13 protein-coding genes are annotated in these 15,038 nt (G+C 61.7%); all 13 read right to left on the bottom strand.

What is annotated here, in order from left to right; genetic code table 11:
• Window positions 1–41: 41 nt before the first annotated feature.
• Window positions 42–371 carry a hypothetical protein gene (locus J2Y90_RS11185; protein ID WP_253499502.1) on the bottom strand — a complete coding sequence of 110 codons (330 nt, stop codon included), beginning with the start codon at window positions 369–371 and terminating at the stop codon, window positions 42–44.
• Window positions 368–1,273, bottom strand: coding sequence for an alpha/beta hydrolase (locus J2Y90_RS11180; RefSeq protein WP_253499498.1), 906 nt, complete (start codon window positions 1,271–1,273; stop codon window positions 368–370). The genes J2Y90_RS11185 and J2Y90_RS11180 overlap by 4 nt, the downstream gene beginning before the upstream one ends.
• Window positions 1,274–1,424: 151 nt before the next feature.
• Window positions 1,425–2,675, bottom strand: coding sequence for a flavohemoglobin expression-modulating QEGLA motif protein (locus tag J2Y90_RS11175; RefSeq protein ID WP_166554750.1), 1,251 nt, complete (start codon window positions 2,673–2,675; stop codon window positions 1,425–1,427).
• Between the two features lie 195 nt (window positions 2,676–2,870).
• Window positions 2,871–3,584 (bottom strand): TetR/AcrR family transcriptional regulator, encoded by a 714-nt coding sequence (locus J2Y90_RS11170; protein WP_056783159.1) that lies wholly within the window; start codon window positions 3,582–3,584, stop codon window positions 2,871–2,873.
• A gap of 105 nt (window positions 3,585–3,689) precedes the next feature.
• Window positions 3,690–5,192 carry a lysine--tRNA ligase gene (gene lysS / locus J2Y90_RS11165; RefSeq protein ID WP_042606948.1) on the bottom strand — a complete coding sequence of 501 codons (1,503 nt, stop codon included), beginning with the start codon at window positions 5,190–5,192 and terminating at the stop codon, window positions 3,690–3,692.
• Window positions 5,193–5,301: 109 nt separating this feature from the next.
• Window positions 5,302–6,397 (bottom strand): peptide chain release factor 2 gene (gene prfB, locus J2Y90_RS11160; protein ID WP_099758102.1). Its coding sequence is split into 2 segments (ribosomal slippage): window positions 5,302–6,324 and window positions 6,326–6,397, totalling 1,095 coding nucleotides; the frame shifts between segments, so codons are not numbered across the junction.
• 201 nt (window positions 6,398–6,598) lie between these two features.
• Complete coding sequence (locus J2Y90_RS11155) at window positions 6,599–7,600, bottom strand: response regulator (protein ID WP_116658290.1); 1,002 nt, start codon at window positions 7,598–7,600, stop codon at window positions 6,599–6,601.
• A gap of 48 nt (window positions 7,601–7,648) precedes the next feature.
• Complete coding sequence (locus J2Y90_RS11150) at window positions 7,649–8,659, bottom strand: chemotaxis response regulator protein-glutamate methylesterase (RefSeq protein ID WP_253499495.1); 1,011 nt, start codon at window positions 8,657–8,659, stop codon at window positions 7,649–7,651.
• Window positions 8,656–10,926 carry a hybrid sensor histidine kinase/response regulator gene (locus tag J2Y90_RS11145; protein WP_253499492.1) on the bottom strand — a complete coding sequence of 757 codons (2,271 nt, stop codon included), beginning with the start codon at window positions 10,924–10,926 and terminating at the stop codon, window positions 8,656–8,658. The genes J2Y90_RS11150 and J2Y90_RS11145 overlap by 4 nt, the downstream gene beginning before the upstream one ends.
• Window positions 10,923–11,606, bottom strand: coding sequence for a chemotaxis protein CheW (locus tag J2Y90_RS11140; protein ID WP_253499489.1), 684 nt, complete (start codon window positions 11,604–11,606; stop codon window positions 10,923–10,925). Before J2Y90_RS11140 ends, J2Y90_RS11145 begins: the two co-directional genes overlap by 4 nt.
• Window positions 11,603–12,874: a CheR family methyltransferase gene (locus J2Y90_RS11135; RefSeq protein ID WP_253499486.1), complete on the bottom strand. Its 1,272-nt coding sequence runs from the start codon at window positions 12,872–12,874 to the stop codon at window positions 11,603–11,605. The genes J2Y90_RS11140 and J2Y90_RS11135 overlap by 4 nt, the downstream gene beginning before the upstream one ends.
• Window positions 12,871–13,407 (bottom strand): chemotaxis protein CheW, encoded by a 537-nt coding sequence (locus tag J2Y90_RS11130; protein WP_253499483.1) that lies wholly within the window; start codon window positions 13,405–13,407, stop codon window positions 12,871–12,873. The genes J2Y90_RS11135 and J2Y90_RS11130 overlap by 4 nt, the downstream gene beginning before the upstream one ends.
• Window positions 13,407–15,029, bottom strand: a complete 1,623-nt coding sequence (locus J2Y90_RS11125; RefSeq protein ID WP_253499480.1) for a methyl-accepting chemotaxis protein — start codon at window positions 15,027–15,029, stop codon at window positions 13,407–13,409. The genes J2Y90_RS11130 and J2Y90_RS11125 overlap by 1 nt, the downstream gene beginning before the upstream one ends.
• Window positions 15,030–15,038: the final 9 nt, after the last annotated feature.

Below are 15,038 nucleotides of genomic sequence, written 5' to 3'. Positions count from 1 at the left end.
TCCCTCTGGGAGAGGGTTAGGGTGAGGGCTGGGCCTGCAGATCACTCCTCCAGCTTCTGCGGGCTCTCTTCGCCCATGCAACGCACGGCTTTCTTCTGCGCATTGACCAACACCCCGGTCAGGCCTTTCTGCTCGGTATCGAACAACACCAGCACACCATCAATACACTGCGCCACTTGCGGCGCCGGAGTCAGCGAGACTTTGTAGTCCTCGCCCGGCACGGTCTTGAGCATGGTGAATTCGCTGAGCAGCAACGCATCCTCCGGCTTGGCGAAATGCAGATAGCCGTAGTACCACAGCGCTCCGACGGTGCCGAGGATGCTGCAGATACCGGTGATGATCAGCGGGATGGCGTTGCGTTCTTCAGTCATTGCGGGGTCTCATCTTCATTATTCGGAGGCGGCGGATAGTTGGGGATTTCGCCGAGGCGGCGCAGGCCGTCGAAGTGCTCGGGATCGTCGAGATAGCGCAGCATGACCTGGCGCCACACCGGGTCGCCGAAGGTTTGCACATGACCACCACGGGTCAGTTGCAACACGCGCGGTGGCGGCGCTGCCTGATACAGACGAATGCCGTTGGCCATCGGCACCAGCGGATCGTCGATGCTGTGGAAGATCAGCTTCGGCACGCCAGTCAGCTGCGCCATCGAGTTGATTGCGCTGTCGCCGTCGGGTACCAGCCACGACAGCGGCACCTGCAATGGCCAGGTCAGCCATGAAGTGCTGAGGGCGAACTGGCCGACACTGCGATAACTGGCCGGCACGCCATCCAGCACCAGGGCCTTGAGCTGTTTTTGTCGCTCAGGATGCTGCGCCAGCCAATGCACTGACATGGCGCCACCGAGACTCTGCCCGAGCAGCACCAACGGTTTGCCTTTGACCTCGGGCGCGTTGTCGAGCCAGGCGAACGCCGCATCGATGTCCTGATAGATCGCCGGCAGGCTCGGCTTGCCCTCGGACAAACCGTAGCCGCGATAGTCAACCAGCAGCACCTGATAGCCGTTCTTCGGCAACCACCAGCTCCCACCCAGATGCATCGGCAGATTGCCGCCGTTGCCGTGCAGATGCAGGACCGTGCCTTTGACCTCGACGCCAGATTTGGCCGGCAGCCACCAGGCGTTGAGTTTCAGGCCGTCGGCGGTGGTCAGCGTGACAGTGCGGTATTCGAGTCTGGCTTTGTCCGGGGTAAAAATCTGGCCCGGTTCGGGGTAGAACAGCAGCGAACTGCAACCGCCGAGGGTCAAGAGCAGGCAAAGGATGCCGAGGATTCTCATCCGGTGAAACCTCGCAAAGAAGGTAGGGTTTCAGGTAGATCGTTCCCACGCTCCGCGTGGGAATGCATCCCGTGACGCTCCGCGTCACAGCGGACGCAGAGCGTCCATGGCGGCATTCCCACGCGGAGCGTGGGAACGATCAGCGGTAGGGTTAAAGGATATTGGAATAATCCGCCTCAATCCGGTCCAGGCTCAAATGGTTGAGGAAGTTGGAGAAACACATCCACGCCGACAACGCATTCAAATCGCGGAACTGGTCCGGCAGGTACTTCGGCGGCACCACCAGCCCTTCATCCACCAACTGGCGCAAAGTGCGCATGTCTTCCAGCGTGGTCTTGCCGCAGAACAACAGCGGAATCTGCTCGAGCTTGCCTTTGCGCACGGCCAACTGAATGTAGTTGTAAACCATGATGAAGCCCTTGAGGTAGGACAAGTCTTTGGTGAATGGCAGACCGGTCGGCGTCGAGCCACGGAAAACCCGGCTGGCGTTGCCGTAGCTTTCGGCCATCTCGAAACCCTGCTCGCGGAAGAATTCGTAGATCTGCAAGAAGTCCGCGCCCTCCTCGACCATGTGTATCGCACGGGTGCGGTTGGTCAGTTTGCGCAGGCGACTCGGGTAGGAGGCGAAGGTGATGATTTCCATCAGGATCGCCAGACCTTCCTGCGTTACCGTCGACGAGGGCGGGCCTTTCGACAGGAACGTACAGATCGGCTGGTTCAAACCGTTGAGCGTGGTGCCGACATGCACCAGGCCTTCGTGGACTTCCAGTGCGCGCACGTCGCGGTCATTGAACAGCGCGTCGGTGCGGATCTTGATGTAGTCGGCGCCCGCTGCGGCGTCGGCGACGATGCCGTCGGACTCGAACACGCGAATGGTTTCCTCGGCCTCGCCGAACACCTTGTTGAGTCGGGTTTGCAGCAGGTGCACCGCGTCTTTGGCGGTAAGGATTTTCGGCTCGTCCTTGAGGTCGCCGCGCCCGTCGATGTTGTTCAGGTAGTCGGACATCATCAGGCCGAGGTCGGCCAGGGTCGGGTCACCGGCGTGGAAGGCATCGGACGCCGCGCCGTACAGTTCTTGCGAGATCAGGCCGAAATCCTCGGTGCCGCGCGCTTCGAGCATGCGCACCACCATGCGGTATTCCTTGCACATGCGCCGCATGATCTGCCCGACAGGGTTGAACTGTCCCAGTTGGCGGGTGATATCGCGTTCAATGTTCTGGAATTCCAGCTTGACCTGGCTCGAATCGAATGACAGCGGACGGTTGAGGTAGTAGTCGCGATCCACCGCCGGCATTTCCTTGCCCTTGGCCTTGAGGAAACCTTTGCGCACGTTGTCGTCCCACTTGACCGCATCGAGCACGCGGATCGGCGTCTGCGCCAGCACAATGCGATCGGACAACATGCGTATCGTCTGCTGGTAATCGTCCACCCGAAACTCCTGTAGAAAACGTGACGCGTTGAATGACTGGGCGCGGACTCCCTGTAGGAGCTGCCGAAGGCTGCGATCTTTTGACCTTGGTCTTCTCAAAGCAGATCAAAAGATCGCAGCCTTCGGCAGCTCCTACAGTGTGATCGGCGTCAGACGGATGACATTGTGTTAGACCGACGCCAGCACCAGGTGCATATACCGCGTCAGAATCCCGAGCATGTCCTCTTCGGCCAAAGGCTCGGCGTCGTTAAGCAGGCCCTGATATTCCATCCGCCCGATAATCGCCGTCAACACCTTGGCATCCTGCTGCGGTTCGCGCGAGCCCAGTACCTGAAACAACTGGCAAGTGCCCTGCAACAGAATCTGCTGATGCGAGCGCACCAGAATCGCCAGGCGCGGGTTGAGCAGCGCCTCCTGGCGGAAAGCCTGTTCGGCCATCAAATGCTCGCGGCGGTTGATCAATTGCCGGTGCACGTAATCGGCCATCAGCCGCGCAATGTCATCGGCCAGTTGCGAGCGCGACTCCGGGCTGCCGTCGGCGCTGACCACCATTTCGCGCAACAGACCTTCGTTGTTGATCCACAACTTGGCCATGTACGCAGCGCTGCGCTCCACATATTGGGCGAAGGTATCGGTGAGCAGGTCATCGATATCCTTGAAGTAATACGTGGTCGCCGACAGCGGCACGCCGGCTTCCGCCGCGACCGCACGATGGCGCACGGCCCGCACGCCGTCGCGCACGACAATGCGCATCGCGGCGTCGAGAATGTCCTGGCGACGCTGCTCACTGCCCTGTCGGCTGGCCTTGCGGCCCTGGTACTGAACACTTTCAGCGACCGCAGTGGCGATACCCGCTGCACCTTCTTGAGCTATTGCACCCATCACGACAGCACTTCCTCTGCTATTTGCAAATTAACCAATTGATACATTTGTACCAGACAGGCAATAAAAAGCCGCCTGTTTTAGGCGGCTTTTCAACTGAAACGTTTACGCTTGCGGTCGCATGTGCGGGAACAGGATCACATCGCGGATCGACGGCGAGTTGGTCAGCAACATCACCAGACGATCGATGCCGATACCTTCACCGGCGGTTGGCGGCATGCCGTACTCCAGCGCACGGACGAAGTCGGCGTCGTAGTGCATGGCTTCGTCGTCGCCGGCATCCTTGTCGGCCACCTGCGCCATGAAGCGCTCGGCCTGGTCTTCGGCGTCGTTCAACTCGGAGTAGGCGTTGGCGATTTCACGGCCACCGATGAACAGCTCGAAGCGGTCGGTGACGTTCGGGTTGTCGTCGTTACGACGGGCCAGCGGCGACACTTCGAACGGGTACTGCGTGATGAAGTGCGGCTGCTCCAGCTTGTGCTCGACCAGTTCTTCGAAAATCATCACCTGCAGCTTGCCCAGACCTTCGAAGCCCAACACCTTGGCGCCGGCCTTCTTGGCGATGGCGCGGGCCTTGTCGATGTCGTTCAGGTCATCGGCAGTCAGCTCAGGGTTGTACTTGAGGATCGAGTCGAACACCGATAGACGCACGAACGGTTCGCCGAAGTGGAACACCTTGTCGCCATACGGCACGTCGGTGCTGCCCAGCACCAGCTGCGCCAGCTCGCGGAACAGTTCTTCGGTGAGGTCCATGTTGTCTTCGTAATCGGCGTATGCCTGATAGAACTCCAACATGGTGAATTCAGGGTTGTGACGGGTCGAAACACCTTCGTTACGGAAGTTGCGGTTGATCTCGAAGACTTTCTCGAAACCGCCAACCACCAGACGCTTCAGATAAAGCTCAGGGGCGATACGCAGGAACATTGGCAGGTCGAGCGCATTGTGGTGGGTCTCGAACGGCTTGGCCGCGGCGCCGCCGGGAATGGTCTGCAGCATCGGCGTTTCGACTTCGAGGAAGTCGCGCTTCATCAGGAAGCTGCGGATGTGCGCGATCACTTGCGAACGCACGCGGAAGGTCTGGCGCACGTCTTCGTTGACGATCAGGTCGACGTAACGCTGACGGTAGCGCTGTTCGGTGTCGGTCAGGCCGTGGTGCTTGTCCGGCAGCGGACGCAGCGATTTGGTCAGCAGGCGCACGCTGGTCATTTCAACGTAGAGGTCGCCCTTGCCGGAACGCGCCAGAGTGCCTTCGGCAGCAATGATGTCGCCCATGTCCCAGGTTTTCACCGCGGCCAGGGTTTCTTCAGGCAAAGTCTTGCGGTTGACGTAGACCTGGATGCGCCCGGTCATGTCCTGGATCACCATGAACGAGCCACGGTTGAGCATGATGCGACCGGCTACCTTGACCGGGATTGCAGCCTCTGCCAGCTCTTCCTTGGTCTTGTCCGCGTACTGTTTCTGCAAGGCATCGCAGTAGTTTTCGCGGCGGAAGTCGTTCGGGAAGGCATTGCCCTTGGCGCGCTCGGCAGCAAGCTTTTCCTTGCGCAGGGCGATCAGGGAGTTTTCTTCCTGTTGCAGGGCTTGCGGGTCGAGTTGTAGGTCGCTCATGTCTTTAAGTATTCCATCAGGTTCGTTGCCCCCGGGCCCTGCGGCCCGGGGATCGCCAGCAGGCTGGCTCCTACAGGGATCGAATCGCTCGATCCTGTGTTGGCGTCTGTTACAGGCCCGATTTCAGGCTGGCTTCCAGGTACTCATCGATGTCGCCATCGAGCACCTTGTCGCAATCGCTGCGTTCGATGTTGGTCCGCAGATCCTTGATCCGCGAGGCATCGAGCACGTAAGAGCGGATCTGGTGACCCCAGCCGATGTCCGACTTGGTGTCTTCCAGCGCTTGCGAGGCGGCGTTGCGCTTCTGCATTTCCTGCTCGTACAACTTGGCCCGCAGCATTTTCATCGCGGTGTCCTTGTTGGCGTGCTGGGAACGTTCGTTCTGGCAGCTGACCACGGTGTTGGTCGGTACGTGGGTGATACGTACGGCCGAGTCGGTGGTGTTTACGTGCTGACCACCGGCACCGGAGGAACGATAGGTGTCGATCCGCAGGTCTGCCGGGTTGATTTCGATTTCCACCTTGTCATCGATCTCTGGCGAGACGAAAACGGCGGAGAACGAAGTGTGGCGACGGTTGCCGGAGTCGAACGGGCTCTTGCGCACCAGACGGTGCACGCCAATCTCGGTACGCAGCCAGCCAAAGGCGTATTCGCCCTTGATGTGCACGGTCGCGCCCTTGATCCCGGCGACTTCGCCGGCGGACAGTTCCATGATGGTCGCGTCGAAACCGCGTTTGTCGGCCCAGCGCAGGTACATGCGCAGCAGGATGTTGGCCCAGTCCTGCGCTTCGGTACCGCCGGAGCCGGCCTGGATGTCCAGGTAGGCGTTGTTCGGGTCCATTTCATGGCTGAACATGCGGCGGAATTCCAGCTTGGCCAGATTTTCCTCGAGACGGGCCAGCTCGGCGACGACATCGCCCACTGCGCCTTCGTCGTTCTCTTCGACGGCCATGTCCAGCAGGTCACGGCAATCGGCCAGACCGCCGTTCAGTTCGTCGAGGGTGTCGACGATCTGCGCCAGCGCGGCACGCTCGCGGCCCAGTTCCTGGGCGTATTCAGGTTTGTTCCAGACACTCGGATCTTCAAGCTCGCGATTGACTTCGGTCAGACGCTCATGCTTTTGATCGTAGTCAAAGATACCCCCGAATAGTTTCGGAGCGCTCGGACAGGTCCTTGATGGTGTTCAGGATCGGGTTAATTTCCATGACGGGCAGCACTCGTTGGCGAACTTTTGAAAGCCGGCGAGTATAACGTAAACAGGCTGTCGCGGCAGCCCGTGTGGCGGGTGTGGGGGTGATTCACTTGACACATTCTCACTGTAGGAGCTGCCGAAGGCTGCGATCTTTTGATTTTGCTTTCAAGATCAAAAGATCGCAGCCTTCGGCAGCTCCTACCAGGATCGCGGGCTATTCGATCCCGACCTGATTGCGTCCATTGTTCTTCGCCAGATACAAGCCGCGATCCGCCGCCGAAATCAGCAGCCGGCAATCACTCCCCGCCTGCGGCACCATGGTCGCCAGACCGATGCTGATGGTCAGACTGGAGCCTTCGGCCGGTGTGTTATGCGGGATCTTCAGCGCCGCCACGGTCTGGCGCAGCTTCTCCGCCAACAGCCGCGCGCCGCCCGGTGAGGTGTTCGGCAGGACCAGCACAAACTCCTCGCCGCCATAACGCGCCGGCAGATCCGACGGTCGCGCGCTGGCCTCGCGGATCGCCGTGGCAACCTTGCGCAACGCTTCGTCGCCTTCCACGTGGCCAAAACTGTCGTTGTACGACTTGAAGTAATCGACGTCGATCATCAGCAATGACAGCTGCGTCTGATCGCGCAGCGAACGGCGCCACTCCAGTTCAAGGTACTCGTCAAAGTGGCGGCGGTTGGACAGGCCCGTCAGGCCGTCGGAGTTCATCAGCCGTTGCAGCACCAGATTGGTGTCGAGCAATTGCTGCTGGCTGACCCGCAGCGCGCGATACGCCGCGTCGCGCTGCAGGAGGGTCATATAGGAACGCGAGTGGTAGCGGATCCGCGCAACCAGTTCGATGGTGTCCGGCAGCTTCACCAGATAATCGTTGGCACCGGCAGAGAACGCCGCGCTCTTGATCAGCGGGTCTTCCTTGGTCGAGAGGACGATGATCGGGATGTCCTTGGTTGCCGGGTGATTGCGGTATTCACGCACCAGGCTCAGGCCATCGAGGCCGGGCATCACCAGGTCCTGGAGGATCACCGTCGGTTTGATCCGCACCGCCTGGGCGATGGCCTGCTGCGGGTCGGAGCAGAAATGGAAGTCGATGTTTTCCTGATCCGACAGCCCACGGCGCACCGCTTCGCCGATCATCGCCTGATCATCCACCAACAACACCATAGCGGCGTTCTCGTCGGTTTTAATGTCGTCGATCTGTAAATCATTCATGAGCGGTCACCTGAGTACTGCGGGGGCCTGGATTGCCGATCAACCTGTTCATTTGGGGAAAATCTCCAGCAATCGTGGCGCTATCTTTTCCAGCGGGCGGATTTCCACCGCGGCATCGATCGCCGCGGCAGCCTTGGGCATGCCGTACACCGCACTGCTGTGCTGATCCTGGGCGATGGTCAAATAACCCTGCTGGCGCATGAGCTTAAGCCCTTGCGCACCATCGCGCCCCATCCCGGTCAATAAAACCCCGACGGCGTCACCGTTCCAGTAACTGGCCACGCTCTCGAAAAATACGTCGATCGAGGGCCGGTAGATCTCGTTGACCGGTTCGGCGGTGTAGGCCAGCGTGCCGTTTTTCAACAGGCGAATATGGTGATTGGTCCCGGCCAGCAACACTGCGCCACTCTGCGGCGGCTCGCCTTCACGGGCCAGACGCACATCGAGGCCGCTGGCGCTGGCCAGCCATTCGGCCATGCCGGAGGCGAACACCTGATCGACATGCTGCACCAGTACGATCGCCGCGGAAAAATCCTTCGGCAGGCCTTTGAGCAAAACCTCCAGCGCCGCCGGCCCACCCGCAGACGAACCGATCGCCACCAGCCGCTGGCGTGACGGCGAACTGCGCGGCGAACTCGGCGTGGGGCGCGAACGCGGCGCCTTGTCGCCGATCAGCCAGCCGATGTTGAGTATCTTGCGCAGTAACGGCGCCGCCGCCTCCTGAGCATTGCCGGCGCCGATCGCCGGGGTATCGACCACGTCCAGCGCGCCGTGGCCCATGGCCTCGAACACGCGGTGCACATTCTGCTGACGATCCACCGTCACGATGACGATTGCACACGGCGTCTCGGCCATGATCCGCCGCGTGGCTTCGACGCCGTCCATGATCGGCATGATCAAGTCCATCAGAATCAGGTCCGGGGTGTTTTCGGCGCAGCGTTGCACCGCCTCGGCGCCGTTGCCGGCAACCCAGATCACCTGATGCGCCGGCTCGAAAGCCAGCGCTCGGCGCAAGGCCTCCACCGCCAGGGGCATGTCGTTGACGATTGCGATCCTCATGCCCGCGCTCCCCCAATGAGCTCGACCACTGCATCGAGCAGGGCGTCGTCATGAAAACTGGCTTTGGCTAGATAATAGTCGGCGCCGGCGTCCAGTCCACGGCGGCGGTCTTCTTCGCGATCCTTGTACGACACGACCATCACCGGCAGCGATTGCAGACGGTTGTCGCGGCGCAACAGGGTGACCAGCTCGATGCCGTCCATGCGCGGCATGTCGATGTCGGTGATCAGCAGATCGAAGTTCTCCGAACGCAGCGCGTTCCAGCCGTCCATGCCGTCCACCGCCACCGCGACGTCGTAGCCGCGATTGAGCAGCAGTTTGCGTTGCAGCTCGCGCACGGTCAGCGAATCGTCGACCACCAGTACCCGTTTGCGCGCCGCTTCTGCGGCCTGGTTGCCGTGGCGAGCAATGCGCTCCAGACGCCCGGTATTGAGCAGCTTGTCCACCGAACGCAGCATGTCTTCGACATCGACGATCAGCACCACCGAACCATCATCGAGCAGGGCCCCGGCGGAAATGTCCTGAACCTTGCCCAGACGCTCATCCAGCGGCAACACCACCAGCGTGCGCTCACCGACGAAACGCTCGACCGCCACGCCGTAGATTGCCTCGCGCTCGCGGATCACCACGACTTTGAGGGTAGCGCCAGCGTTCTGACTGGCCGGGCGATTGAGCAACTGACTCGCCGCCACCAGGCCGACATGGCGGCCCTCGTGCCAGAAATGCTGGCGACCTTCGACCTGCACGATGTCTTCGGGGGCCAGATCGCACATGCGTTCGATGTGCGCGAGCGGGAACGCATAGGCTTCTTCGCCGACCTCCACCACGAGGCTGCGCACCACCGACAAGGTCAGCGGTACCTCCAGGTGGAAACGGCTGCCCTCGCCCGCCGTCTGTTCCAGCACCACGGCCCCACGCAATTGGCGAACCATGTGCTGAACAGCGTCCAGACCGACGCCGCGGCCGGACACTTCGGTGACTTTGTCACGCAAGCTGAAACCCGGCAGAAACAGGAATGTCAGCAGCTCCTCTTCGCTCAATTGCGCTGCGGTTTCGGCTGGGGATAACTGCCGCTCGACGATGCTGCGGCGGACTTTCTCCAGATCGACGCCATTGCCGTCATCGCTCAATTCCAGCACCAGCAGCCCGGCCTGATGGGAGGCGCGCAGGCGGATCAGACCCTCTTCGGGCTTGCCCTTGAGCAGGCGTTGTTCCGGGGTTTCGATGCCGTGATCGACGGCGTTGCGCAGCAGATGCGTGAGCGGCGCTTCGAGCTTCTCCAGCACGTCACGATCGACCTGGGTTTTCTCGCCTTCGATCTCCAGGCGCACTTGTTTGCCGAGGCTGCGACCGAGGTCGCGAACCATGCGCGCCTGTCCGCCCAATACGTCGGCGAAGGGGCGCATGCGGCAGGCCAGCGCGGTGTCGTAGAGCACTTGCGCGCGCTGACTGGCTTGCCAGGCGAACTCGTCGAGTTCGGCGTTTTTCTCGCTGAGCAGTTGCTGCGACTCGGCGAGCAGGCGTCGCGCATCTTCCAGCGCCTCCAGAGCTTCCGGGCTCAGCGCATGTTCTTTCAGGTGAACGTTGAGGTTTTCCAAGGCGCGCAGGCCGTTATTCTGCATGCGTTTGAGCCGCTGCATGGTCGCCAGGTGAGGTTTCAGCCGCTGGGTTTCCACCAGCGATTTACTCGACAAATCGAGCAGGCTGTTCAGGCGTTCGGCGGTGACGCGCAAGACGCGTTCGCCGCCTTCGGTGGTTCGTTTGTTTGGGCGCGGAGTCGGCTCGGCGGGCTCGTCAACAATCGGTGCAGATGTTGTTGGAGCTGGCTCGATCTGCAACTCGGCCATCGGCGGCGTGGCAACCACAGCGGCAGGTGCCGACGGATCGAGCAGACGCCCCATCAACGCCACATAGGCTTCAATGTCGGTGGGTTGCGGCGCGTTGGCCGGCGTGGCGATGCGCATTAGCAGGTCGGTGCCCTGCAACAACGCGTCGATGTGTTCGGGGCGCAGCAATAATCGGCCCTCCTGCGCGCTGACCAGGCAATCCTCCATGACGTGGGCGACGCTGACGCCGCTGTCGATACCAACGATCCGCGTCGCGCCCTTGAGCGAATGCGCCGCGCGCATGCACGACTCCAGTTGATCGGCCTGGGTCGGATTGCGTTCCAGCGCCAGCAGCCCGGCGCTGAGCACTTGAGTCTGGGCCTCGGCTTCGAGGCTGAACAGTTCGAGCAGAGAGGCGTCGCGCATTTGCTCGGGGGTCATGTCAGGCTCCGGGTCACGGCGGACAACAACTGTTCTTCGTCCAGCCAGCGCAGGCTGCGACCGCGATATTGCAGAACGCCACGGGTGTACCTGGCACTGGTCTGCGCACCGGGCTGCGACGCGGCATCGAGGATGCGTTCGTCGATGGCATGGATGCCGTCCACCTCATCCACCGGCACCACCACTGGCCCGCCGTGTGCGGCGATGATCAGCATGCGCGGCATGACTCGTCCGCCGCCGACCGGCGCAACGCTGCCGTCAAGGTCAAGCAATTCCACCAGCGACAGGCACGCGACCAGTGCGCCACGCACGTTGGCCACGCCGAGCAAGGCGCGCGAGCGCTGGTGCGGCAGCGAATGAATCGCCTGCAGCGGCGCGACTTCAACGAGGCTGCGCGTCGCCAGTCCGAGCCATTCCTCGCCGAGACGGAACATCAGCAAAGAGCGGGTCTTGACGTCGGTTTCGACCTTGCTGACCACCGCGTCGCGCTGGTCCTGCTGCAACGAATAGCGGTCGAGCAGGCGCGTGGCGGCGGCGGAATACACCGAGCAGTTGCGGCAATGGATGTGCTCTTCCAGCAACGGGCAGGACTTGTCGCCGTGGATGCCGATGCGGTTCCAGCAATCGTCTATCGCCTGGGCGTCTTCGTGGGTGACGTTCAAGGTGTCGGACCCGTTCATCGTTTACGCTCACTGTCGGCGGTGCGCCCGCTGCGGGCGGCGCGCTCCTGCAATCGTCGGGCACCCGCCGAGTCGCCCTGGGCCTGCAGCAACGCGGCCAGGTGCATCAGCGCTTCGGGGTGTTGCGGTTCGAGGTACAAGGCCTTGCGGTAATAACCCTGGGCTTCGAGGCTCAGCCCGGCGACATCGCTGAGCAGGCCGAGCCAGTAGAACACCTGCGCCACCGGTTCATGACTGCGCAGATACTGTTCGCACGCGGCACGGGCCTCGGCGCTTTTGCCTTCGTTGGCCAGTGCAGCAATCTGCGCCAGCAATGTCGCGGCGTCCGGGTCGGCGGTTTTTTTCGTCACTGGCAAAGCGGTCACGGCGGCAAACGGACGGCTGCGCACTGGCGCTGGCGGCGTGCTGCGCAGTGGTTGGCTGACCGGCACGGCGAGCGGTTTGGGCGTCGGCAGCGGTTCGGGGTGCGGCTCGCTGTGACGGCTGAAGGCAAACGACTGCGCGATACCGATCGAGCGCATGCCCAAGCGCCCAAGCAGGCTGCCCTCCGCCGGGCCGATAAACAGCACGCCGTCGACATGGGTCAGGCGCTTGAGCACTTCGAACACCTGCTTCTGGGTCGGTTGGTCGAAGTAGATCAGCAGGTTGCGGCAGAACACGAAATCGAATGCAGGCTCGCTGGCCAACAGCGCCGGATCGAGCACATTGCCGACCTGCCAGCGCACTTGTTCACGAACGTATTCGTTGACCCGGTGGCCATCCTGCTCAGGCATGAAATGCCGCTCGCGAAACTGCAGATCCTGCCCGCGAAACGAATTCTTGCCGTAGACAGCGCGGCGCGCCTTGTCCACCGACAGCGGGCTGATGTCCATGCCGTCGACCTTGAACTGATGCGGTTTGAGCCCGGCATCGAGCAAGGCCATGGCGATCGAATAGGGTTCTTCACCGGTCGAGCACGGCAGGCTGAGGATGCGCAATGCGCGCATGTTGTTCAGTTCGGCGAGACGCTGGCGGGCCAGTTTGCCCAAGGTAGCGAAGGATTCCGGGTAACGGAAAAACCACGTCTCCGGGACGATCACCGCTTCGATCAGCGCCTGCTGCTCATCCCGGGAGCTTTGCAACAGTTGCCAGTATTCGTCGGCATGGGCAGCCTGGGACAGCGTGGTGCGCTGGCGCACGGCACGCTCGATGATCGCCGCCCCCACCGAGGCGACATCGAGGCCGATGCGTTCCTTGAGGAAATCGAAAAAGCGCTGATCACCATTCATGGCAGCGCCTCAAGCTGCGCCGGATCGCGCGGCGGATCGGGGAACAGCAAGCTGCGCACGGCGTCATCTAGCAGGTCATTGACCCGCACCCATTGCAGCAAGCCCTGCGCATCTTCGCGCACCGGGCCGAGGTACGGCGCCGCGCGGTTGTCGAGCCCGTAAGGCTGGAAGTCTTGTGGATGACAGCGCAGCGTATCGGTGGCCTGCTCGAGAATCAGTCCGAGCCATTGCATTCGCTGCGAGTCGTCCGGCTGGTAATTGACCAGCACCAGCCGCGTGCTGGTACGCGCCTCGGCGGGCTGGCCAAAAGTCAGCGCGCTGAGATCGATCACCGGCACCACCGCGCCGCGATAGGCGAACACCCCAGCCACCCAATGCGGCGCTTGCGCAATCGGCTTCAATGGCAGGCGCGGCAGCACTTCGGCCACTTCAGTAGCGCGCAGGGCGTAGCGTTCGCTGCCGATGCGAAACAGCAAAAACAGCGCCTGCTTCGCCACAGGCGCGGTGCCACGTTTGGCGATGATTTCGCTCATCAGACTTTGAATCGCGAAACGCCGCTGCGCAGGCCGACGGCCACCTGGCTCAGTTCGTCGATGGCGAAACTGGCCTGACGCAGCGATTCGACGGTCTGGCTGCTGGCATCGCCCAACTGCACCAGCGCATGATTGATCTGCTCGGCACCGGTGGCCTGGGCCTGCATGCCTTCGTTGACCATCAGCACCCGTGGCGCCAGCGCCTGAACCTGATGGATGATCTGCGACAGCTGCTCGCCGACCTGCTGCACTTCCGACATCCCCCGGCGCACTTCTTCGGAAAACTTGTCCATGCCCATCACCCCGGCCGACACTGCCGACTGGATCTCGCGGACCATTTGCTCGATGTCATAAGTGGCCACGGCGGTCTGATCGGCCAGACGCCGGACTTCGGTGGCGACCACGGCAAAACCGCGACCGTACTCGCCAGCCTTCTCGGCTTCGATCGCTGCGTTGAGCGACAGCAGGTTGGTCTGATCGGCGACCTTGACGATCGTCACCACCACCTGATTGATGTTGCCGGCCTTCTCGTTGAGGATCGCCAGTTTGGCGTTGACCAGATCAGCCGCGCCCATTACCGAGTGCATGGTGTCTTCCATGCGCGCCAGGCCTTGCTGGCCGGAGCCGGCGAGCACCGAGGCCTGATCGGCAGCGGTGGACACTTCGGTCATGGTGCGCACCAGATCGCGCGAGGTCGCGGCAATCTCGCGAGAGGTTGCGCCGATTTCGGTAGTGGTCGCTGCAGTTTCGGTGGCGGTGGCTTGTTGCTGCTTGGAGGTAGCGGCGATCTCGGTCACCGAGGTGGTCACCTGCACCGAAGAACGTTGGGCCTGGGATACCAGTGACGTCAGCTCGGTCATCATGTCGTTGAAGCCGGTTTCGACAGCACCGAATTCATCCTTGCGATCAAGGTTCAGGCGCGAACTGAGGTCGCCGGTGCGCATGATGTCGAGGATGGTCACGATGCGGTTCATCGGCGCCATGATTGCGCGCATCAACAGCAGACCACAGAGGCCGGCGGCCAGTACCGCGACGAGCAGGGAAATGACCATGCTGACTTTGGCCGTTCCGACCGCGTCGTCGATGTTGGCCATAGCGGTATCAGCGACGACTTTGTTTTCGCCGATGATGTCGTTGAGTTTCATCCGCCCCGAGTACCACGCCGGGGTCAGTTTTTCGTTGAACAGCTTGATGGCATCGGCTTCCAGATTGCGCTTGTGCAAGTCCAGCACCGCATCCTGAATCTGGATGTAGGTATCGTGGTACTTCTCGAACAGGGCGAATTCGGATCGGTCTTCATCGGTGGCCATGGTTTTGCGATAGTTGGCCATCTGCTCCTGCAGACGCGCCTCGAACGCCTTGTAGTCCGCCGCGTCTTCGCTGGAAATGCCCTGGCCTTCCTTGAGGCCGAGCAGCTCCTGGGTCTGCAAATAACTGTCGACCCACGCGCCGCGAATCATCGAGCTGTAATAGACACCGGGGATGGCGTCGTCGCGCACGCTGTTTTCACTGGCCTCTATCTTCAGCAACCGCGAATAGGACAGCACCACCATCAACAGCATGATGGCGATAATCACCGCAAAGCTCGCCAAGATGCGTTGGCGCAACGTCCAGTTCTTCACAGTGAATCC

The organism is Pseudomonas koreensis, assembly GCF_024169245.1.
Lineage (GTDB): Bacteria > Pseudomonadota > Gammaproteobacteria > Pseudomonadales > Pseudomonadaceae > Aquipseudomonas > Aquipseudomonas koreensis_F.
Note: the sequence above shows the minus strand (reverse complement) of the source record. Positions and strands in the feature narration are given on the sequence as shown.

Coding starts and splice junctions, on each gene's coding strand:
- J2Y90_RS11185 (WP_253499502.1), bottom strand. CDS start 371: ATGACTGAAGAACGCAACGCCATCCCGCTGATCATCACCGGTATCTGC.
- J2Y90_RS11180 (WP_253499498.1), bottom strand. CDS start 1,273: ATGAGAATCCTCGGCATCCTTTGCCTGCTCTTGACCCTCGGCGGTTGC.
- J2Y90_RS11175 (WP_166554750.1), bottom strand. CDS start 2,675: ATGTTGTCCGATCGCATTGTGCTGGCGCAGACGCCGATCCGCGTGCTC.
- J2Y90_RS11170 (WP_056783159.1), bottom strand. CDS start 3,584: ATGGGTGCAATAGCTCAAGAAGGTGCAGCGGGTATCGCCACTGCGGTC.
- lysS (WP_042606948.1), bottom strand. CDS start 5,192: ATGAGCGACCTACAACTCGACCCGCAAGCCCTGCAACAGGAAGAAAAC.
- J2Y90_RS11155 (WP_116658290.1), bottom strand. CDS start 7,600: ATGAATGATTTACAGATCGACGACATTAAAACCGACGAGAACGCCGCT.
- J2Y90_RS11150 (WP_253499495.1), bottom strand. CDS start 8,659: ATGAGGATCGCAATCGTCAACGACATGCCCCTGGCGGTGGAGGCCTTG.
- J2Y90_RS11145 (WP_253499492.1), bottom strand. CDS start 10,926: ATGACCCCCGAGCAAATGCGCGACGCCTCTCTGCTCGAACTGTTCAGC.
- J2Y90_RS11140 (WP_253499489.1), bottom strand. CDS start 11,606: ATGAACGGGTCCGACACCTTGAACGTCACCCACGAAGACGCCCAGGCG.
- J2Y90_RS11135 (WP_253499486.1), bottom strand. CDS start 12,874: ATGAATGGTGATCAGCGCTTTTTCGATTTCCTCAAGGAACGCATCGGC.
- J2Y90_RS11130 (WP_253499483.1), bottom strand. CDS start 13,407: ATGAGCGAAATCATCGCCAAACGTGGCACCGCGCCTGTGGCGAAGCAG.